Genomic DNA, 20,563 nt, shown 5'->3' with positions numbered 1-20,563 from the left:
CATTAGTAGTTAGTGGCTGGTGAAAGCAGCATAACTGCAAGCTTTATTGGCATCAAAGAATAGTAAAGATTATAATTAGTGCAAAGTAAACATGGGCTAACCCCTGTTTTCCTTGCACTTTTTATTTTTCCTGGAGGAAACCATCATGGCTTATCGACATCGTGCTACCCAATTGTCATTTCAATCCTTTAACAACGGCCTTGGTGTGCCACTTTCTTCCGACAATGAGTGGGTTCAATTAGCCGACATGCTCCCGTGGCAACAGCTCGATGAAGCCTATCAACTTCTTTTTACTGAGATGGGTGGGCGCGCTGCTAAACCCTTTCGTCTGCTTTACGGTGCCAGTTTGATCAAGCAAGCAGAACATCTAACCGACCGTTCGGTCGTTACCGCTATTCGTGATACCCCGGCTTACCAGTACTTTATCGGGCTAGACACCTACACAACCGACCTGCCGTTCAACCACTCAACCTTGGTTTATTTTAGACGACGCATGGGTCAAATAACGGAACTAGTGCGAAATATCATCAGTGATACCTTGCGCGAACAAATCCAAAGTTTATTGCCAGATGATGAGCTCCGTGTCTTGATCACAGACGCTACTGCGGTGCCAATTGAAATTCGTTTTCCACAAGATACTTCGCTGCTAAATCAAGCTCGGCTCAATCTAGAAGAAATGTTATTAGACATGGCTCATCAGTTGCAAATCAAGCCTCCACGAACCTACAAACGTGAAGCAAAAGCTAAGTGGACCGCTTTTGCTAGAAAACCGCGGCGTTGGGCTAAGGAAACACGCAAGCAGATCAAAGTACAGCTCCAGTATGTCCGACGTGATCTACGTTATATCGATGTGCTGTTGGCCCACGGTGCCTCTCTTAACGAAAGGCAAACCAAACGATTGGCTGTGATTCGTGAACTTCTTGACCAGCAAATGTTCATGTATGAAAATCGGACCCATCGGGTCCCAGGACGGATTGTTAGCTTGGCACAACCGTGGATTCGCCCGATTAACCGTGGTAAAGCCAAACAACGAACCGAATTTGGTCCCAAGATTGATGCTTCAATTGCCGATGGCATGATCGATATCGAACGATTTGATTTTAAGGCGTTCAATGAAAGCCAAGATTTAGCAACAACCATCGATCATTATTTCGACGTGCATGGTTATTATCCCGATGAAATCTTAGCTGACACACTTTATCGTACCCGCGAGAATCGTCAGCTCTGTCAACGACTAGGCATTAGGTTGTCGGGACCACGTTTAGGACGTAAGCCTAAAAAGATGGATGCTAAGCAGCGGCAAGTTGATCGTGACGCAGAGAAGCGGCGCGGGAAAATTGAACGCGGTTTTGCCTTCATGAAAGGCCCTTTGGGCCTTTCATTGGTGCGGACTAAAACGGTAGCCAGCATCGCAGTGACGATTGATATTGCGATCAATCTAGCCAATCTAAAGATGCTATTAAGGCTTTTTAATGGACCAATTTTGATTTTTGTAAAATATAAGCAGGAATCCATCTTAATTCACTATCAAATTCACGTTTCAGGTAGCCGGAATGTTACCTAATTCACCAGCCACTAGTTACATTAAGACAGAGCGCGAACTGGCGCGGGTAGAAACCGGAACATAAGTGGCCATTGCGGCCAAGGTCCTTATGTGTAGGTTTCTGGACTGGGTAGCGCGTTTATAGGAGGGTCATCATGCAAAAAGCAGAACTGATCACCGCGATTGTGACGCCATTCAATGATCGCGACGAAATTGACTATGGCGTCATGCAGCGACTTGTCGATCATTTAATCGCAGAAGGTACTGACGGTTTTGTCGTCGGTGCTACCACCGGCGAGGGACCAACACTCAGTCATCCAGAAAAAATCACGCTTTATACCCGCTTCGCCGATATGGTTCATGGCCGCGCACTTGTGATTGCTAATTCTGGTTCTAACAACACCAAAGAAACCGCCGCCTTCACTCATGAAGTTGGCGGCATTGCCGGTATTGATGCCACCTTGGTTGTTGTCCCTTATTACAACAAGCCAGATCAAAACGGTATGATCGCCCATTACACAGCCGTTGCTGCAGCGGCGCAGAAGCCGATCGTCATTTACAACATTCCAGGCCGCACCGGTGTTGATATGTTACCAGCAACCGTTGCGACACTGGCGCAAAATCCCATGATTCAAGGCATCAAGCAATGCGGCAGCCTCCCTGCCTTGAGTGACATCATTGACCGTACCAAGCACGACGCTTTCAACGTTTGGACAGGCGAAGACGCTCAGGCACTCAACATCAAGACACTCGGTGGGATGGGAGTCATTTCCGTTGCAGCCCATCTTTACGCCCACAGTATCCGTGAAATGTACGCCGCACTCGATCGTGGCGACATCACCACAGTCGCCGCCTTGCAACGTCAACTGTTGCCAAAAATGGCGGCTCTATTCCATTTCCCATCCCCTGCGCCAACCAAAGCTGCACTCAATGCGCTAGGCTTTCAAGTCGGCAGCCCACGTTTGCCGTTACTACCCCTGAACGCCAGCCAACAGCAGGAACTCGCCCATCTACTGGGCGTGCCAGAACTATCAGCCATTGAAGCGGAGGTGCTCGCATGATTCAGGTTCTTGTTGCCGGTTTTCGTGGTGCCATGGGTCAGAAAACAGTCAAAATGGTTCAGTCACATCAAGACTTCGCATTAAGTGCCGTTTTCGACCCTAAAATCACCGATCTTAATCCAGAAAGTTACAACTTGCCTGCCAACGTGCAAGTACTCAACACCTATGACCAGCTTCATGCACACGTGGCAGATGTCTGGGTCGACTTCACCAATCCCAGCGCCGTTGCTGCCAACATTGAAGCTGCCATCAATGCCGGCATCCATCCAATCGTCGGCACCAGCGGCATGGACCCTGCCAATCAGGAACGACTGATCAAACTTGCTAACGCCAAACATCTTGGTGGCTTGATCGCCCCGAACTTCGGCCTCTCAGCCGTTCTTTTGATGAAATTTGCGCAAGCAGCTGCTGCCTACTTCCCTGATGCCGAGATCATCGAAATGCATCATCAGGACAAAGCCGATGCCCCTTCTGGCACCGCCATCGCCACCGCCCACAAAATCGCCGCCGGACGTACCCAAAAGCCATTGCCAACCATCGACAATGACGCCCGCGGCCAACGTGTCGATGACGTCCCGATCCACGCCGTTCGCCTACCCGGCTACATTGCCCACGAACAAGTCCTCTTCGGCGGCCCTGGTGAAGCCCTCACCATCCGCCAAGACTCCTTCGAGCGCCAAAGCTTCATGCAAGGCGTCGCAGTCGCGATTAGTAAGGTACAAACGGCTGATGAATTGGTTGTTGGGTTGGAGAACTTTTTATAGAAAAGACGCGCACATCAGCGCGTTTTTTTATTTCTGTATGGCCAATCGTTCGTGTCTGGATTTTTGATAAATCACCAAATCAGTAACCATGGTTAATCGTAAGGTCATTTACACGTCCGTATATACTTGTACTTACGGGAGGGATCTTAATGGATACAAAGAAGCGTCATGATCGCGTACTAGGTCGTTTTACCACTAGACGATCTGGCAACTCGCTAAGTTTAACAGTACCTGCCGATGCTGGCGTTAACGAGGGGCAAGAATACCTTTTACTGGTTGATGATGAGGGTACGTTAAAGTATGAGCCACAACGAATTAACCCGTGGCACACGAAAGCTATTCAAAAGATTGATTTTAAAGCAATGAAAAAAGAGATCGGAATTGTTTCTGAAGAGTCATCAAGAGGTAAAGAAGTATGACCAGAACACGCCAAAACAAGGTGACATTGTTTTCGTTGATGCTGAACCGCATTTAGGTAAAGAATACGGAGGTCACAATTTCAATAACGGCAACATTCGGCGACCACTCATTGTTCTATCAAATGACGATTATAACGAGGCAACAGGAATGGTCATTGGTATGTTCATGACTTCATCAGATAACTTCATGAACGAAATGTTAAAACCTTTTGCTGACTTCGAGAGCTGCGTTAAAGGGAATATCGTCCTTTGGCAGTTACCAACTTATGATGCCGCCGCTTGCCATCTTGAAGTAGTGGGCCATGCCAAGTCCTCTTTGGTGAAAGAGCTTAAGCAGGCTGCCACTGATCTCTTTAACTAGCGAAAGGTTTTTCAAGTAGCTGATTTCATCATGAACAACTCACACTCGGATCAGAAACACAGCGCAACTTCAGTGCCAACATGAAGTTGCGCTTTTTGCATTCTCTTGCACAAGTAATTCAAGCTAGAGGGCATGCGCAACATTTTTATACAACGTAACACTTCTGGGAAACCGTTACACGCCACTTTCGGGTGACAAGATGACATCAATGTCAACATCCAGTGCCTTTAAGGCGTCAATATTTTTGTCAAAGAGTGTTTCATCAACCATCTGTGTGCCCAAAAGAAAGGTTCTGAAACGATCGATATTTTGCAAATCTTTTGGGTCCTGCCGATACTTCAAAAGTAATTTCAAAAAAACAACATGATGTCGCACATAAAGAACGTAATGATCTAATTTTGATAAATCAAGAGACTCGGTAAGGTATGTGGCCGAAGCCAAATCGTTTTGACTCAAAAACGAGGCAGAAACGTTATACAAGATATTGACGAGTAAATCGTCATAGGTGGGCAAGTGAAATTCATCAAAAGATGTCAGCATCTTTTTCCAAAGCCGCAAATTGACTGAAGCAGGTAGTGATTGGGCAAGATTGCCAAAAACAATATATTCGAAACTGAACCATTTACCAGATTGAAGAGGATAATCCTGTACATAGTCACAGTCTTCATTTGAGAGAAGAAGATTTTCTCCCGATAATTCATTCAAGCAGCTTTGAACAATAAGGATGATTAAACGAACGGGGAGAGTCATAGCGTTTGAACGCTTAAAAACGGCTAAAAAATGTTTTAACCCATCAATATCCAGTTTGTCATAGTGTTCAGAAATTTTCTTGAGAATACTGTTGATTGAACTATCTTGATCATCAACAAGCAAGCAAAACTCTTCAGGTGTTGTGAACGTTGGTTCGAGGATCTGAAGCAGGTTACGAAGTGTAATGTCGTCATGATCTCGTTCAAAATGAGAAATAGTGGATTGGTGCAAGTTTCCGCGTATTTCCTCTATTCGTAAATTTCTTCGTTTGCGTATTTCACGAAAGTATGAACCGATGTTAGGGTCTTGCATCATTCATCACAGCCTCTCTATGGATTGAAAGAAAATGTGTATACGCTTTAATATGACAAATGTCATATTAAAGCGCTGCGAATTTATAATGGGGTATATTTACATTAATACTAACACAGGGAGGTAATGGCGATGACTACAACGCTCATGATAAGTGCCTTTATCTTGGTACAAGGAATTAGAATCATTGTGAGAGTATGAACTTAAAAAACAGACGCCTCCAATTTTCTCGATTTTACTAAAGTGCAGAAACCATACTGGCTAATAAATTAGTAATGGGAAAACATCAATATCAAATTTCAATTTATTTGATTCTAGTTGGTGTTAACAATAGCGTATCCCCCACAGTTACTTGCTATTTCTTATTGTTAGGAGGATATAATCATGGATCTTGGGAAAAGTATTAAACACGCAATGATTGCTTTAATGACAACGACTGCACTGGCAGGCGCAGGGGCAGCCGTTTTCTCAGCAACACCTCAAATCGCCCAAGCAACGGAAACAGCAACTATTTCTCCAACAAAGGCGAGAGTCACAAACTATATCAAGAATTTCTATCAACGTTATCCTGATCAAAACACGTCCTTCGCGGCGGTTGTCAATGGTACTTACATGCATGGTGTACTATACCTTGATCGGGTTCAAGGACTTACGGGTGGGAATTACTCTGGCGTATATTCAGGTTACATTTATGCCTAAGATATCTCTGTTTTAGATCTTGAGTGGGGAATGAGCTACTGTTAACATCAAGCAGAGTTGTGTTTGGAGGGGATTCCAGTGATTCTAGACATCAGGGATTTATCGTTTAAATTCCATGGCAGAACGATTTTTGAAAATACTACTATGGCGATAAAAAGTGACGGTATTTATGGCCTAGTTGCGCCTAACGGTTATGGCAAAACGACCCTACTAAATTTGCTCACAGGTTTGCTACATCCTCAAAAAGGGATCATTCGCTTGTTGGATAAATCAATAAATCGTCAATTAGTCTTTGAAAAAGTTGCTTATCTTCAAGATAATTCAGTCCTTTATCCATATTTGACGGGACAGCAACATTTAGATTTTTTGACGGCGGTTCATCGACTTGATCGACAGGCAGTTGCGACTATCGCTGGGCAATTACAGGCAGTCGATTTTCTGAACCAACGGGTGAGCAAGTATTCGTTAGGTATGAAGCAACGATTGTTGTTGATCATGGCGCTGGTTGTTAAACCGACAATCCTCTTACTCGATGAGCCATTGAATGGATTGGATCCAACTAGTCTTCAACTTGTTCGCGACGCCTTACTTGATCTTGCCCAACAAGACGTGACGGTTTTAATTTCATCGCATAATTTGGACGAATTAATGAAAGTTACTCAGCACTACTTCTTCATCACAGGACATCAGATTCATGAAGAAGTACTGGGTCCGCATGATTCAGCAGAAGCGCGCTACAATGCGCTGTTCGCACCAACAGTATGAAGCAAGCGCTCTTTGTTTTAGAGTGGCGGCGTTTGGCGGCAAGCTTTGTCCTGAGCTTGGCGCTCGGCCTTGCCGTCATCGGTGCGATTGCTTTCTTTTTAATAAGCAGCGTTCGCCAGCAGCAAACCCATGAAGCGATACGCGCTCAGATGACGGCGAAACAAACCGCGTTGCATCAAGCCAATGGCAGTTGGATCTACGTTGCCAATCATCCAAATGAAACAAATCCGGTCAGCGTGGCACAAGCAAGGCAAAAAGTGCAGCATGCCAAGCAACCCTAGATTGCATAATTAAAGTTACCACCCAGAAAATGTGAAAAAAGACCTGTCCGTTCTTGCTAAAATGGTGTTTGCATAACATACCATCTAGAGAGAAGGACAGGTCCCATGGCCATTATAACCTTAATTGAACGATCTCAGATAGAACTGATGCAACACAACACGATTCAATACATCGCCGCGACCTTAGGCCGCTCTCGTATTTCTATTAGGCATGAGCTTCACCGTTGCCCTGAAGGTGATTACTGCGCCATTATAGCTCAGGATCATGCCGATACTTGTCGGCATCGTTGTGGTCGGCACTCGATTTTAACGCCTAAGTTGAAGCGGATGGTAACTGAGAAGCTAAACCTAGGTTGGTCCCCTGAAATGGTCGGTTATGCCGTTCACTGTGCGCCACACACGATTTACCACTGGATTTATCAAAGACAAGTCGATTTTCAGCCAAGCCAACTCTTTGATCACGGTAAACGTCATAAAAGAAGACAAGACCTTCGGTCGCGCTATAACCAAGCAGTAGGCACCTCAATTGAGATTCGCAGTGAGTCAGCTAATCGGCGAACCGAAAAAGGACATTTAGAGATGGATACAGTTCGCGGTGGTCGCGGGTCAAAGGCTGCTGTTTTGACCATTGTCGATCGGGTGACACGTTTAATGGCGACAACTAAGCTTGAAAACTTATCACAAAATGCTGTTCTCAAGGGATTTGCAAGACTGATGGTGGACTTTCCGGGTCCGGTTCGATCAGTGACGGTTGATCACGGTAAAGAGTTTTCCTGCGATCAGGCGCTTACAAAGCGCTATCGGATACCGGTTTACTTTTGCCACGCCTATCACCCGAATGAACGGGGCACAAATGAACGGTTCAATCGAGAACTTCGCTACTATTTCCCGAAGGGAACACAGTTTGATCAGGTTTCAGAGACCGATATTCAACAAGCCACAGCGCTTATCAATAACAAACCTAGAAAATGTCTCCGTTGGCAAACCCCAGTTCAAGCAGTGAGCAAGCCTCTTTCTAGGTGGTAACTTTATTATTGCAATCTAGGCAACTGACGAGTTTATATGAGCAGCAAAAGCAGGCTTTTTCCCAAGGTGATAATCGAAACTATTTAAAGACCAGCTTAAAAGTGTTTGATCAAGAAAAGATTCTCAAGAAACTGAGTCCAGATGATTTTAGCACCAATCTTATTGCCAATCATCACCAAGCATCCCTTTTTCGAAAACTATTAACCACTCATCAGGGTTATGAAATTAATGGCAGTTCTACTTTACCAGCAGTTTTCTTAACGGACTTCAGTGTCCTGTTGAGCCATTGGTCGGTCATTCTATTGATGGTGATGATTTTGTCAACAACTTGGACCTTATCTTGGTTCGGCAAGCAACACGAGTGGGTTATGTTAAATCAGCCCAACAGTTGGATATGGCTTGGTATGAACTTTCTGGTTGCCTTACTCACATGGTTCATGATGCTGGGTATCGCATTAAGTTTAAGCTTGCTTATTAGCAAGATCTGGGGTCAACCATTTATCAGCGGTCATCATGGCTGGCAAAATACCGCTACTAATATCACGCAATCTTTAAAGGCGCTCTTTCAAGAAAACTTGCTTGGATCAGTTGTCCGCTTTGGCCTTATTTATTTTATTTGGCAAATTCTCTGTCTGTTTGCCGCCCAAATCCGGAGGTGATCTGATGCTTTTTCACTATCTAAAGTTTGAATTTACCAAGCGCAATCGTCGTTGGTGGATTTGGCTGTTTATTGCCGTTTTGACGGGTGTTGGCATTCTCGGTAACTTTCAACAACAGGCTGCCCAAAATGAATTTGTTCAAAAGTATCGCCAAGCGTTAATTCAGCAAGGGGCTGATCAGGCGGACGGACCGGCAACATTGAAAACCGAGTTCAAAAAACTTAATGGACCACAAGCCGCCTATAACCAATGGTTCGCGGCAGAATTGCCAATTATCAGTGGTAAGGAGCCTGCTACCAAAGAAAACGAAGGTGCCAATTACCGAATTGCGATCCTAAACGGCACAGCAAAACCAGATTATCTGGATGCGATCAATCGAACCTATCAGCAAAATGAAATCCTCGCACAGCACAAGATAACTGCATACTATCCGCAAGGGCTGTTATTTACGGATCAAGAATTACAAGCGATGCCAGATGAGACCGAGAAGCTTGTGCGTGAGTGGTTCCCTACTTTTTATGTCCGCGGCTTTGACTATTTACAATATCTTTTCCAGCAAAACGTGCCATTTTACCTTCTACTCATCGGCATCATTGTCTCAGGTGGTTTTTTTGCCAAAGAGTTGGCTCATAAACGCGCCCATTCAAATTGGTTACAGCTACAAGGTGAAGGTCTGGTCAAACAGATGATGGTGCAGTTTTTAACGATCAGTTTGACCTTAGCCGAGATTGTTTTTCTACCGCTGTCGTTAACAACATTAGTTACCGGTTTGCTACGCGGTTTTGGCAGCTGGGAATTTCCCGTCCTGAATAACACCTATCAGGATGCTTTCAACAGCTTTTCTGAAACTTTTACAACTAGGGGACAACTATTGATTCGCTCTGCAGGCCTCTTGTTGCTTCTGATTGCACTGGTTGCAGCGTTTAATATTGCCGTGGCACTCATCTCCAAAAACGCTTGGTTAACGACAAGTATTGTGTTAATCGTGGTGGCTAGCGCATTGCTGATCCCGCCAATTAGCTGGTTGCCACTGAGTTTCTTTCATGTGTGGGGCATTGCGAATGGCACGATTGCCCAGTCCGTGGACTTGCCGGGATTACAACTGGGACAAGGAGCTTTGGTCATCGCGATTTGGTCAGGTATCTTGTTGCTTGTTGAGGTAATCAGTTCATTTAATTTTGCGAGTTGGTATCCATTCAGAGATTCAACTAAAAGCAGTCGTGTTGAACGGGTCTGATCGCTATTTTTCTGGAACGTACTAGACTGTTGCTTTCATGACGTCTAGTACGTTTTTTTGACGGTGGCACATATTTGAACCATTCAAGAAAACGTAATTTCCTTATGATATAGTTATTAATAATTAATCCAGTCGCTGTATAACCTTTGCACACCCTCTGTTTATCGTTAAAACCCACAAAAATCGAGGAGGCCTCCGTCGTGAAAAAACGCGTGTTAGTTCTGCTAATTAGCTTTTTAACCGTCTTCGTTTTAGTGCCGCGACAATCAGCCTTATCCAAGACTAATACGGATGAAACGAAACCGTCTATCGTGAAAAAAGTAAAGGTAACGACTGGCAATAACGGCCTTAAACTTAGCTTTCATGCCCAGCCAAATACCAGCTATACATTGAAAGATTTGAATAACAATCAATTGGCTGCTGGGATGGTTAAAAAGGGCACGGTGAGCTTAAACCGACTGCGACCCACCTCAACAAAATTGATTTTGAAAACTTCACGTCACCGCCATACTAGCAAAAAGATCATTCCTCTACCTGAATCATACGAAATTCCGCGCCGATCAGTTTATCGAAAACCAGTTGCTATTGGTAGCAAGGTAACTTATTACGGCGCTAACAGCCAACTGCTATTTACGATTCAAACCAAGTATCTACCTAACACACCTCAAAATAAGACCGGCATTTCGCTCACTTTCCATAACTATCATTACGCCATTCCGCTGGCGTTTTCCCCAACAAATTTCACTGCCTATTCAGACAATCAACAAGTCGCGCTACAGCCGCAGTCACCGCTTCCGATGATCAAGTCGAATGAAGAGAAAACTATCAACTTTTTGATTGATGTTCCTCGAGAAAAGGCCATTCAAAATGGTTTCACGTTTGACAACTCTGACTTAACGTTACCAATTAATTTTTATCTTTAATAACCCTTTTCACCCAAATGAAAAGCCCGGCCGTTATCGCCTGCAACAGTAGCCCAAAAACTTGGGTCAATACAGACCAGCCATAAACAGTAAATGGTTTAAAGTAGGTTGAGAATGGCAGGTTGCCAGCATATAACGTCAGTAGATTTAGAAGCAATGATAAAAACTGGGAGAAAAACAGTATGCGCCACATCTTCTTTGTCTCCTCCCTCATAATTAAGCATATTGATAGAGATATGCTTAATTGCAACAAAAAGTATATCAATACAGGGCCGTCAGAAATATACTGGTAATCTAACAACAGTGCGATACCGGCATACGGAAGTGCATTTAGAATGAGGCAAATGAGAGCTTTCATGAGTTTGTTGGACTCCTTCAACTTTGTGTGTTTTTCATATTAGCTTAATTTGTATGCCCATCATACTGTCCACAAAGACTTATACGCAATTAGTTCAGCTATTAAACTATTGGTTAAGTACTTAATTCGTCCCACCAATGCTCCGCGCCAATTGTCCAAAACCAGCCAGCGCCCCCTTTTGCACCTGTTCTGGCAATTCTGGCTCATCCTGCGCCAGCCAGACGCGCAGAATATTCGTGAAGCCACCGAGGGCAAAGGCCATGATGTAGTTCACTTCCTGATCGGTACCGGCGACATGCCAAGGCGCAGGAAACGCGCGGTAGTGAGCAACCGCGTCTTGCAGCCAAACCCCGTTCAAACGATCAAACAGACCTTGTCGAATCAATAAGCGAACAAGGTCTTTTTGCTGCCACCAGAAGTTGAAGAAATTTGCCATGGTTGTTTCAAAACTAATCGGTTCCTGATCGCGGGTGGCTTTTTGCAAACTTTCAAAATAGCCTTCCGTCAATTGGGCACAGAGATAATCGATTAAGTCATCTTTGGTTTTAAATGCCCGATAAAAAGTCTTTCGTGAAAGATCTGCTGTCTGCACGATTTCCGTGATTGAGATATCAGCCACATCTTCGCGTTGCATCAACTCAATCAAGGCATCAACCAACCACTGTCTAGACTGCGCCGCCATTCGTTGTTTACCGTTCATCGCTCGCATCCCCTTATCTGACACAAATACTGCCAATTTGTAGCACTTGTCTGCAACCTATTGCCGCTTCTCCTAAGCCCCAGTATACTCAAAGTGCTCTCGAAAGTCACACGTGTGTCACATAGACACAAACGTATCAGATGAAAGGACTGGATGCTATGACGCGTTTTACCAAAGCACTTTGTTTCATTGGCCTGACGATCGCGATGTTCATGGGAACCCTCGACACCACGATCGTCAATATTGCGATTCCAAAAATCATGACGGATCTCAATGGCTCGCTTGCTAATACGAGTTGGGTCATGACGATTTACACCTTAGCCATGTCGGTCTTCATGATTACCGCTTCGAAAATTGCTGACCGGTTTGGCCGCAAGAAAATCATGTTACTTGGTCTCCTTCTCTTTGGCGGCTTCTCCGCTGTTTGTATGACGGCGACTTCTCTGTCCATGCTCATCACCTTCCGTTTCTTCCAAGGTCTCGGTGGCGCGATCATCACCCCAATTGTCTTGCCTATGGGAATTGAGGTCTTCGGTAAAGAGAAAATCAACCGCGTTGCTTCCGTTGTCGGAGCAGTCACGGCACTAGCAGCGGCTGGCGGCCCGCCAATTGGTGGTATCATTCTGCAAGTCGCTTCTTGGCGCTGGATTTTCGGCATCAATGTTCCTTTAGCCATCCTTGCCTTCGTGCTCATTGCCGTTTGCGCAAAAGAATCCTATGATGAATCCCTCGCTGGCGGTATCGATTTTCCGGGGCTTGTCTTTCTAACGGCCGCGCTTGGCGGTGTCACATTTGGCCTGTTGGAAGGTCGCCAATACGGCTGGACATCCTTGCTGATTCTGACCAGTTTAATCGGCGGTGTCCTCGCCCTCATTGCGTTCATCGCCACCGAAAAGCGCGTGAAGAACCCGCTGTTGGAGCTAGAGCTTTTCCGTGAAAAAACGTTGAGTGCCTCTAGCATTGTTTACTTCATGACCGGCTTTGCGTTAGTAGCACCGAGTCTGATTCTGAACTATTTCCTCCAAAATGTATTAGGCGATAGTCCTTTGCATGCCGCACTCATCATCATTCCAGTTTCCCTAACGATCATGATTGCCATGCCACTTGGCACCAAACTACTCGATAAAACCGGTGCTATTCCCGTTACCTTAGCCGGCATGCTGCTCATGGCTGCCAGCCTTTTCCTGCTGTCGCTCATCAAAACAGAAACCGCAACCGCCTTAATCGTGGTGCTGCTCGTCATTAACGGTTTCGGTTTTGGCTTCGCTTCAGTCTCAATGGTCGCCTCGGTCCGTTATCTACCCAAAAATAAAAGTGGGATTGGTTCCGGGATTGTCAACGCGGCCCGGCAAATTGGTACCTGTTTAGGTATTGCGATTCTGGTCACCGTATTGGATACCAATATCGACACAGCAAAAACGCAGATTCATCATGCTGGCGACCAAATCATAGCGGCAAAAACCTTGTCGCCACATGTCAAAACAGTTGCTCACCAGCAGCTCGCTGCGGTCTTTGCCGGATCATCAACCCCGACAAAGCACCAACAGAAAAAGATGAGGCAAACCATCTCAGAAGCAGCCAAAGTTAAAACTAATCTACCAAAGCCCGCTGCTGGCAGTGATCTTCGCAAGTTGTATGATGCCAGTGCAGGCTTACAACAAGGCAGTAACAAGTTGGCAAACGGCTCGGAAGCACTGGCAAAAGCGGCTCAACAAACCCGTTCACCGCTTGCCACCAGTATCGTGCAACTAAGCACGGGTGCTGCGACCATGGCGCAAGGACAAGCTGCCTTTTTGACCGGCATCAAACAAGTCGCCCAGAAACAAACCCTGCAAACCGCTTTTCACGACATTACCCAACGCAAAAACACCCGCTTAGCTCAGGCTTTTAGTCACACGTACCTGATTGGCGCTTTGATTGTCCTATGTCTATCACCAGTGGCTTTTTGGACGGATCGGCTGCATATCGACACATTGCGAAGCGAATAACCACCTTTAGACATTTCTCATCCTTGAGGAGAAATCAAAAAAAGCCATCCTTCTTCGGGTGGCTTTTCTCAGGTAAACCTAACGAGTGGTTGTAAATCCGTACGACGAAATAGTTGTTAATCTGCAGAATGCTTATGCTTCTTCCGGCGCTTTCCGAACCCATAGTCTACAATAAGGACACCAATAGCGCCACCAACAAAGATCCACCATCTGAATGGCATTTTTAACCAAACAGAGACAACATATGCCAATACCAAGACAACGCCAAACGTTAAGAAGAAATTCCGCCAATATTTCATGTCTTCCCTCCGTTCATCGTTTTAACTGTTATCCAGATCAGGCCTTAAAAGTTGATGATCCCGTTATTTGGGTACGCATCGTGCTGATCCCACCACTTTGCGATAAAGCCCTCCGGAGAGGTTAAAGAAACTGCACTAGAAACAACCAGCGTTATTAACGCTGCCCTCAGTTTCATGTTTGTTCCTTCAAACATAGAAGCAGATTCACAAGTTTTCTCGTTATTCTTACGCTATAACAATACACCCAAGCATCTATTCAAGCCAACTGAAATGCGTTTACATTCTCGTCACCAACAGATCACGATCCGTTACTTATTTCACAATATGTTTGTATGTGAGGAATGTCAGACGATTGGAATAAAATCGTTGCATAAAATTTGGTCCATGCTAGGCTCATGTGGACACTTTAACCCTATTACTTTTCATACTCCAATCTTACCGAAGTTTTGACAGGATCAAAAGTTTCCAATCTCAGCTGTCGCAAGGCTTCCACAGAGCTAAAAACTTATACTCCCTTATACATTCAAAAAACATCAGCAATGCAGTTGACCTGCGGACCGCACACTGCCTGCTGATGTTTTTTGAGTATGGACCAATTTTTATTTTTGACTGGGGCGAGTAAAGTTGTGAGTCATGCTCAATTGTGATTTAAGTCTGGTCCAACACTAATTTTGCCATCCTGAATCGACACTGATTCTGCTCCCGTTGCGCCGCCTTCATAATTTACCGTTGCATAGTTGATGCTACGAGTCAGTGCCACAGAATAAGTGTCAGTCCCGTGCGGTAATAAATAAGCTGCGACTTCGTCTGTATGGCGCTGGTCTAATAACCGAAAAACCTCAAAAACTTGATCAGGAATCTGGCTTTGCGCTGCCTTTTTCGTAAAAATGGTCACACCGTTAGTATTCACACGCGCCATCTTTGTCTTTGATAGGAATAGATACATATTGTCATACAAGTCACCTGCTACCAACGATTGCTGGGTCAACTTAGCATCTTGCTTGACCAATTGTGTCTGTCGCAGGGAGTACGCCGTGTTTCGATATAACTTTTCTCCTTGCAAGTGACTTAGATTTTCAACTTTGCCGCGAACATACGACTTGTTCTGAATGGTCACCAATTGATTATCTCGCACGGTAGCCTGATCGCCTGCAGCGCTTTGCCAAGTGCCGGCCACTTCACTGAAAGTCAGCTGCTTAGTTGTCCCGTACTTGATTTTCCGCGAGTAAACATTGCCGCGATTGACGGTACTAGCATTACCCCCTGTCGTGTAAGCCATGATCACTTCATACAAATGATCGCCTTCAATGAGATAGCCATCATTACTAGGAAAAGTGTGACCATCCGCTTGTTGTGTATAGACCAAATCCGTTAATGCTTTAATCTGTTTGGTTGCCCCCATCGCTTTAAGCGTCGCATTCACTTGCTTCACTGTGACGAAGCGGAGTGTCTTAGGCTGTGCTTCATTTTTCTGAATAGCCTTTTTGATCGTGGCATAATCGCTCTGTTTGAAAGTAGCGACACTGTAAAATTTACCGGCATTCGTGATAGCAGGTGACAACTTGTTGTCCGGTTTTACTTGCTCGTTTTTCAAACTCCCCTGACTCGTTACCGTGGCAGAAACCGCCTCAGTTTCGCGCCACACTTGATCCTTTTGGTTTAAAACGGTCACTGTATGCTGCTTAACCTTGCTCACAACGTTACTCGGTTGACAAGCAGCCAGTAAGCTCAAACATCCGAGCACCAACACTGCCACGCTCAACTTTTTGTTCATCATCATTTCTCCTTCTCCACGTCTAGGTGCTGCTGCTATTGTTACTGAGTCTAAGCTTCTATTATTCTCGGAACAAGGCAGCGCTAACTCATTAAAGCCTAAAAGTGACTGCATGGTTTGGCGCCTTTATTAGTGGTCCAGTTACCTTAGCATGACATCCATAGTCAAAAAACATTTAAGAAATTACCCAACTATTATAAGATAGTGAGAAGCATTGAAACTTGTTAACCATAAAAGCGGCCGGGCCGACCATTAGGAACCAAGCGCCTATCAGGCCTAAAATATCGAGCAAAACTATGCGCCACATGCAGCTGAGAATAGCAGGAAGGCCGGTGTAAAATGTATCGCACGAATTTTGCAGACAAGGTATTGAAATTCACTAATGATCTCTCATCCGTATCAATTGATTTACCTGACAAATTTAAGCTCATCAATCCTTATAGTGGCAAACAACAAGCTGCTGTTTGCAAGATAACGACAGCGTTTTATCAAAAATACTTTGATGATACGAAGCCTCGGCGATTAATTTTGGGAAGTTCCCCTGCACGAAGAGGAACAGCTATGACTGGCGTACCTTTTGAAGACGCAAAACATCTTCAAACTGAAACCGGTATTCTGATTGATCAATTTTATATTAACCAGTCATCATCAAAATTTTTATATGACGTCATGACCAAATATGGCGGCAGCAAAAAATTCTACAATGCTTTTTATCTAGGGTTTGTCTGTCCACTCGGCTTGGCTAGCATCAATGCCAAGGGAAATGAAGTTAATTGTAATTACTATGAAAATAAAAAAGTACAGAACCTTTTGCTTCCGTTTATTGTGCACTCACTGCGCCGCCAAATCGACTTTGGCATAGATACATCAGTATGCTACTGCATCGGAAGCGGCGAAAATTATAAGGTGCTGGTGAACATTAATCATCAGTATCATTTTTTTGAAACAATCGTGCCGTTAGAACATCCTCGTTTTATCACACAGTATCACCCAAAAGACCACGATAAGTACCTAGGAAAATATCTTAATGCCCTACATCACGAGTCATGTTAATTGCCAACTTTGCGAACCTGTTCAAACATCTTTACAAAAGTACGCATTAAAATTGTTGACATTTTTCAGGAGAGCCTCTAATATTCAAACCAATCATTAATAATTCGTCCATGAACAAACCGATGATGTGGAGATCAAGATCATTGTGCGCGCAAAGAGAGTTGCCGGTGCTGAGAGTGCAATCGAACGCAGATGATTAAATGGACCACGGAGGGTTCTCCGAAAGACTTCAAGTACGGAGAAACGTAGAGGCATACGTCAGTTGTCGGAGAGATGTTGGTCTCTCGCTAAGCGTGATTAAATGGGGATTTTTAGACAAATCAGATGCTATTATTTGTTGAAGTCTCGAATTAATCGAACTAAGGTGGCACCGCGGAAAATCCGTCCTTAACTTTTCAAAGTTATGGGCGGATTTTTTTGTGAGCGTGAGCCGGCGTGCTTAGGAACCGGAGTGTAAGCGGCTTGAAGCGTGATGGTCGGTCTTTGATCATTGCAATTCAGGTCCTTACACGCAGGTTTCTGCGCCAGCGAACGCGTTATCGAAGGAGGTCTTGGGTATGAATCAGACAAACGAGATTAAACGATGGCGATTTTTATATAGCTTTCAATCACTTAAAACTCACAACAATCCCTGTCAAAACACAATTTGGAGGCATTCATCATGATTAAACAAGCCATTGAAAAAGTCGTGAACCACGAAAACCTAACGTTTGAAGAAAGCGAAGCCGTTTTGGATGAAATCATGAACGGTGAAGCATCTGAGGTGCAAACTGCCAGCTTACTGACCGCGTTAACCGCCAAGAATCCAACGATTGATGAAATCGCCGGTGCAGCTGCTTCCATGAGAAGCCACGCGCTTGCTTTTCCCGAAACCAAGGATGTGCTTGAAATTGTTGGTACTGGTGGTGATCATGCCAACACGTTCAACATTTCCACAACCAGCGCGATTGTCGTCGCGGCAACTGGTACCCAAGTGGCTAAACATGGTAATCGCGCCGCTTCATCGAAAAGCGGGGCCGCCGATGTTCTTGAGGCTTTAGGGTTGGACATCAATGAAACACCCGCTGTCAGTTATGAAAGCCTGCAAGAAAACAATTTGGCCTTTCTATTCGCACAGGAATATCACAAATCAATGAAGTACGTTGCCCCTGTTAGAAAGCAACTTGGCTTCCGCACCATTTTCAACATCCTCGGGCCACTGGCAAATCCGGCACACCCAACTCACCAACTACTTGGGGTTTACGATGAAACCTTGCTTGAGCCATTAGCCAATGTCTTGAAAAAGCTCGGCGTCACCAACGCGATGGTCGTTCACGGCCGCGATGGTCTTGATGAGATGACCACCGCCGATGAAACCGCGGTGGTTGAATTGCAGGATGATCACTTAACGAAATACACAGTGACACCTGAGCAATTTGGCTTGAAACGTCGTCAGCGGGCTGATCTGGTTGGCGGCACACCTGAGGCCAATGCCAACATTACCCGGCGTATTTTAGCCGGCGATCACGGACCGCAACGCGACATCGTGTTGTTGAATGCCGGTGCAGCGCTTCACGTGGCTCATCCCGACTTATCCATTCAAGCAGGGATTGATTTAGCCGCTAAAACGATCGACGATGGCAAAGCCTTTGAAGAACTCAATCGCCTACTGGCTTTCTCCGACAAGCGTAAGGACGTGGTGGCATGATCTTAGACGATTTGGTGACTGTGACCAAAATTCGTTTAGCGCGTCACCAACGCCAACAGTCACTTGCTGATTTAAAACAAACCGTGGCCAAAATGCCGCGCAATCACAAGCCGGATTTTCTAACACGACGGATTTACAATTCAAGTGCAACAAATTAGTCAAATAGAAAAGACTCATAGCCTGAGTCCTTGTAAAATGGAATCACCACAAGACCAACTACAAGGAGAACTCGACTATGAGTCCGTACACCCATCTTACCTTAAAAGACCGTGAATCGATACTGCTTGGTATCTCTACAGGCAAAACTCTTGATACCATCGCCAAAGAGATAGGTCGTTCCAAGAGTACAGTCAGCCGTGAAATTGCACGTAACGGCGGCTGGCGGAACTATTCGGCAGCCACCGCTCAGGACCGCTACCGGCGGGTTCGCTTGGCTAGCAGGCGTCCTCGGATCCTCGATCGACCGGGGACTCGTGACGCTGTCATTCGATATATCACGGTGCTACATTGGTCGCCTGAGCAGATTGCCGGTCGCTTGTCACTAGAAGGCAGTCCTATTCGCATCAGCTATTCGACTATCTACAGAGGTATCTACCTAGATAATCTCGGTGTTCCATTGAAGAGCCATGGTGCTCGCGGGCTACCAAGGCTGCTTCGACACCGAGGCAAGACGCGCAAAATCAAAGGCACCATAAATGAACGCCGGGGGCGCTTCAATGACGTGCCATCAATTCACGACCGACCCCGGTCGGCAGAAAATCGCAGCTGGTTTGGTCACTGGGAAGGCGATACAGTACGCGGTAAAACAGGACACTCTGCATTAGTAACATTAGTTGACCGTAAATCACGCTATCTGCTTTCGAAGCGAACGGCCAACGCAAAAGCTGACACTGTTAGAGACGTCATGATTGAGCTGCTTGGTGCCTTACCAGCTAACCGAGTAAGAACAGTGACTCCTGACCGTGGAAGGGAGTTTGCCCGGTACAGGGAGCTGGCAGAACGTCTGAATACAAAGGTCTTCTTTCCTGACCCACACGCGCCTCAACAACGAGGAACTAACGAAAACACCAACGGACTGATTAGAGAATACTTTCCCAAGAACACAGACCTAGACCTTCAGAGCGACCAGGAAATTGAGACTTACATTGAACAACTGAATAATCGACCACGCAAGGTCTTAGGCTGGAAGACGCCATCAGAAGTCTTCATGGGTAAAAAGTTGCACTTGAGTTGACAATTCGTCACGCTTAAAACAACCTGGCCTACACGTGATCGCTGAGGTCAAAAAGGCCTCGCCATCAAAGGGGACAATTGTCACAGATTTCCCCTACTTGGCGATCGCCAAAGCGTACGATCAAGCCGGTGCCGATGCTATCTCGGTCTTGACCGAACCCGATTATTTCAACGGCCACCTTCATTATCTAAAGGAGATCAGCCAACAAGTGTCGGTGCCAACGCTTCGAAAAGATTTTACGATTGATCCTTATATGATCTACGAGGCTAAGGCAAACGGGGCTGTCATTATTTTACTGATTGTTGCGATCCTAACCGATCAGCAATTGCGCGATTATCGCCAACTGGCTGAAAAGCTCGGTATGCACGCAATTGTCGAGGCCTATACAGCCGCTGAGGTCACACGGGCACTACAGTCAGGTGCAAAGATAATCGGCATTAACAACCGGAATCTCAAAGACTTTCGAGTTGATTTCAACAATAGTTTGAAATTAAGAGCCATGGTGCCCGACAACATCCCCGTCGTTGCGGAAAGCGGCATTAAGACGCAGGAAGACGTTGAAAAACTGGCAGCAGCTGGCTTCAATGCCATTCTCATCGGTGAAACACTCATGCGATCTAACCAAAAGAGACAATTAATTGCAGCATTTAAAGAAAGAGCGTGAACTGGC

At 45.4% G+C, this 20,563-nt stretch carries 19 protein-coding genes, 4 pseudogenes and 1 other annotated feature; of the genes and pseudogenes, 18 read left to right on the top strand and 5 right to left on the bottom strand.

The window, feature by feature from the left end:
* Nucleotides 1-145 precede the first annotated feature (145 nt).
* From LBPC_RS00430 to LBPC_RS00410, 5 genes are all read left to right on the top strand, one after another.
* Nucleotides 146-1,564, top strand: a complete 1,419-nt coding sequence (locus LBPC_RS00430) for an IS5-like element ISLrh3 family transposase (RefSeq protein ID WP_041091311.1) — start codon at nt 146-148, stop codon at nt 1,562-1,564.
* 134 nt (nt 1,565-1,698) lie between these two features.
* Nucleotides 1,699-2,604 carry a 4-hydroxy-tetrahydrodipicolinate synthase gene (gene dapA / locus LBPC_RS00425; RefSeq protein WP_003572968.1) on the top strand — a complete coding sequence of 302 codons (906 nt, stop codon included), beginning with the start codon at nt 1,699-1,701 and terminating at the stop codon, nt 2,602-2,604.
* A complete protein-coding gene (dapB, locus tag LBPC_RS00420; protein ID WP_003662186.1) occupies nt 2,601-3,368 on the top strand; it encodes a 4-hydroxy-tetrahydrodipicolinate reductase in 768 nt (255 codons plus the stop codon). Before dapA ends, dapB begins: the two co-directional genes overlap by 4 nt.
* Before the next feature lie 149 nt (nt 3,369-3,517).
* A complete protein-coding gene (locus LBPC_RS00415) occupies nt 3,518-3,787 on the top strand; it encodes a hypothetical protein (protein WP_003597024.1) in 270 nt (89 codons plus the stop codon).
* Entirely contained in the window at nt 3,750-4,148 is a 399-nt protein-coding gene (locus tag LBPC_RS00410) for a type II toxin-antitoxin system PemK/MazF family toxin (protein WP_003662188.1), read from the top strand. The genes LBPC_RS00415 and LBPC_RS00410 overlap by 38 nt, the downstream gene beginning before the upstream one ends.
* 174 nt (nt 4,149-4,322) lie before the next feature.
* Here LBPC_RS00410 and LBPC_RS00405 read toward each other — a convergent pair whose 3' ends face one another.
* Complete coding sequence (locus LBPC_RS00405) at nt 4,323-5,210, bottom strand: helix-turn-helix domain-containing protein (protein ID WP_032775429.1); 888 nt, start codon at nt 5,208-5,210, stop codon at nt 4,323-4,325.
* A gap of 384 nt (nt 5,211-5,594) precedes the next feature.
* Between LBPC_RS00405 and LBPC_RS00400 the strand changes: the two genes are divergently transcribed.
* The 7 genes and pseudogenes from LBPC_RS00400 (at nt 5,595) to LBPC_RS00370 (ending at nt 10,800) form a co-directional block, all read left to right on the top strand.
* Entirely contained in the window at nt 5,595-5,909 is a 315-nt protein-coding gene (locus LBPC_RS00400; protein ID WP_003662190.1) for a hypothetical protein, read from the top strand.
* A 78-nt stretch (nt 5,910-5,987) separates the two neighbouring features.
* Nucleotides 5,988-6,674, top strand: a complete 687-nt coding sequence (locus LBPC_RS00395) for an ATP-binding cassette domain-containing protein (protein ID WP_016383813.1) — start codon at nt 5,988-5,990, stop codon at nt 6,672-6,674.
* A pseudogene (locus LBPC_RS16230) lies at nt 6,671-6,949 on the top strand (ABC transporter); the annotation flags it as partial. The gene LBPC_RS00395 and the pseudogene LBPC_RS16230, both read left to right, overlap by 4 nt.
* 111 nt (nt 6,950-7,060) lie before the next feature.
* Nucleotides 7,061-7,981, top strand: a complete 921-nt coding sequence (locus tag LBPC_RS00385) for an IS30 family transposase (RefSeq protein ID WP_025375985.1) — start codon at nt 7,061-7,063, stop codon at nt 7,979-7,981.
* Between the two features lie 5 nt (nt 7,982-7,986).
* Nucleotides 7,987-8,640, top strand: a pseudogene (locus LBPC_RS00380) (ABC transporter); the annotation flags it as partial.
* 4 nt (nt 8,641-8,644) lie between these two features.
* Nucleotides 8,645-9,877, top strand: a complete 1,233-nt coding sequence (locus tag LBPC_RS00375) for a hypothetical protein (RefSeq protein WP_003662202.1) — start codon at nt 8,645-8,647, stop codon at nt 9,875-9,877.
* Between the two features lie 200 nt (nt 9,878-10,077).
* On the top strand, nt 10,078-10,800 hold the full coding sequence (locus LBPC_RS00370; RefSeq protein WP_003662204.1) for a hypothetical protein: 723 nt from the start codon (nt 10,078-10,080) through the stop codon (nt 10,798-10,800).
* Here the strand turns inward: LBPC_RS00370 and LBPC_RS00365 are convergent.
* Together LBPC_RS00365 and LBPC_RS00360 are read right to left on the bottom strand one after the other, a co-directional pair.
* Nucleotides 10,784-11,158 carry a hypothetical protein gene (locus LBPC_RS00365; RefSeq protein ID WP_003577294.1) on the bottom strand — a complete coding sequence of 125 codons (375 nt, stop codon included), beginning with the start codon at nt 11,156-11,158 and terminating at the stop codon, nt 10,784-10,786. The two genes, LBPC_RS00370 and LBPC_RS00365, sit on opposite strands and share 17 nt — an antisense overlap.
* A 121-nt stretch (nt 11,159-11,279) precedes the next feature.
* Nucleotides 11,280-11,858, bottom strand: coding sequence for a TetR/AcrR family transcriptional regulator (locus LBPC_RS00360; protein ID WP_032781125.1), 579 nt, complete (start codon nt 11,856-11,858; stop codon nt 11,280-11,282).
* A 158-nt stretch (nt 11,859-12,016) separates the two neighbouring features.
* Here LBPC_RS00360 and LBPC_RS00355 point away from each other — a divergent pair, with 158 nt between their 5' ends.
* Nucleotides 12,017-13,846 (top strand): MFS transporter, encoded by a 1,830-nt coding sequence (locus LBPC_RS00355; protein ID WP_016365985.1) that lies wholly within the window; start codon nt 12,017-12,019, stop codon nt 13,844-13,846.
* Nucleotides 13,847-13,962: 116 nt separating this feature from the next.
* On the opposite strand, the gene LBPC_RS00350 is transcribed toward LBPC_RS00355, so the two are convergent.
* Nucleotides 13,963-14,145 (bottom strand): hypothetical protein, encoded by a 183-nt coding sequence (locus LBPC_RS00350; protein WP_003662210.1) that lies wholly within the window; start codon nt 14,143-14,145, stop codon nt 13,963-13,965.
* A gap of 637 nt (nt 14,146-14,782) precedes the next feature.
* Nucleotides 14,783-15,922: a hypothetical protein gene (locus LBPC_RS00345; RefSeq protein ID WP_025376335.1), complete on the bottom strand. Its 1,140-nt coding sequence runs from the start codon at nt 15,920-15,922 to the stop codon at nt 14,783-14,785.
* A 336-nt stretch (nt 15,923-16,258) separates the two neighbouring features.
* On the opposite strand from LBPC_RS00345, the gene LBPC_RS00340 reads away from it, so the two are divergent.
* From LBPC_RS00340 to trpC, 5 genes and pseudogenes are all read left to right on the top strand, one after another.
* Nucleotides 16,259-16,972: a uracil-DNA glycosylase family protein gene (locus tag LBPC_RS00340; RefSeq protein ID WP_003662216.1), complete on the top strand. Its 714-nt coding sequence runs from the start codon at nt 16,259-16,261 to the stop codon at nt 16,970-16,972.
* A gap of 113 nt (nt 16,973-17,085) precedes the next feature.
* Nucleotides 17,086-17,364: a binding site (T-box leader), on the top strand.
* 269 nt (nt 17,365-17,633) lie between these two features.
* The gene (gene trpD / locus LBPC_RS00335) at nt 17,634-18,659 is read left to right on the top strand and encodes an anthranilate phosphoribosyltransferase (protein ID WP_003572950.1); all 1,026 of its coding nucleotides are present in this window, start codon (nt 17,634-17,636) and stop codon (nt 18,657-18,659) included.
* A pseudogene (locus LBPC_RS16225) lies at nt 18,656-18,787 on the top strand (indole-3-glycerol phosphate synthase TrpC); the annotation flags it as partial. The gene trpD and the pseudogene LBPC_RS16225, both read left to right, overlap by 4 nt.
* 107 nt (nt 18,788-18,894) lie before the next feature.
* Nucleotides 18,895-19,893, top strand: coding sequence for an IS30 family transposase (locus LBPC_RS00330; RefSeq protein ID WP_016377049.1), 999 nt, complete (start codon nt 18,895-18,897; stop codon nt 19,891-19,893).
* Nucleotides 19,892-20,557 (top strand): annotated as a pseudogene (trpC, locus tag LBPC_RS00325) (indole-3-glycerol phosphate synthase TrpC); the annotation flags it as partial. The gene LBPC_RS00330 and the pseudogene trpC, both read left to right, overlap by 2 nt.
* Nucleotides 20,558-20,563 lie beyond the last annotated feature (6 nt).

It is taken from the genome of Lacticaseibacillus paracasei subsp. paracasei (assembly GCF_000829035.1).
Taxonomy (GTDB): domain Bacteria; phylum Bacillota; class Bacilli; order Lactobacillales; family Lactobacillaceae; genus Lacticaseibacillus; species Lacticaseibacillus paracasei.
The sequence above is the reverse complement of the archived record's forward strand: the minus strand, read 5'-3'. Positions and strand labels throughout refer to the sequence as shown.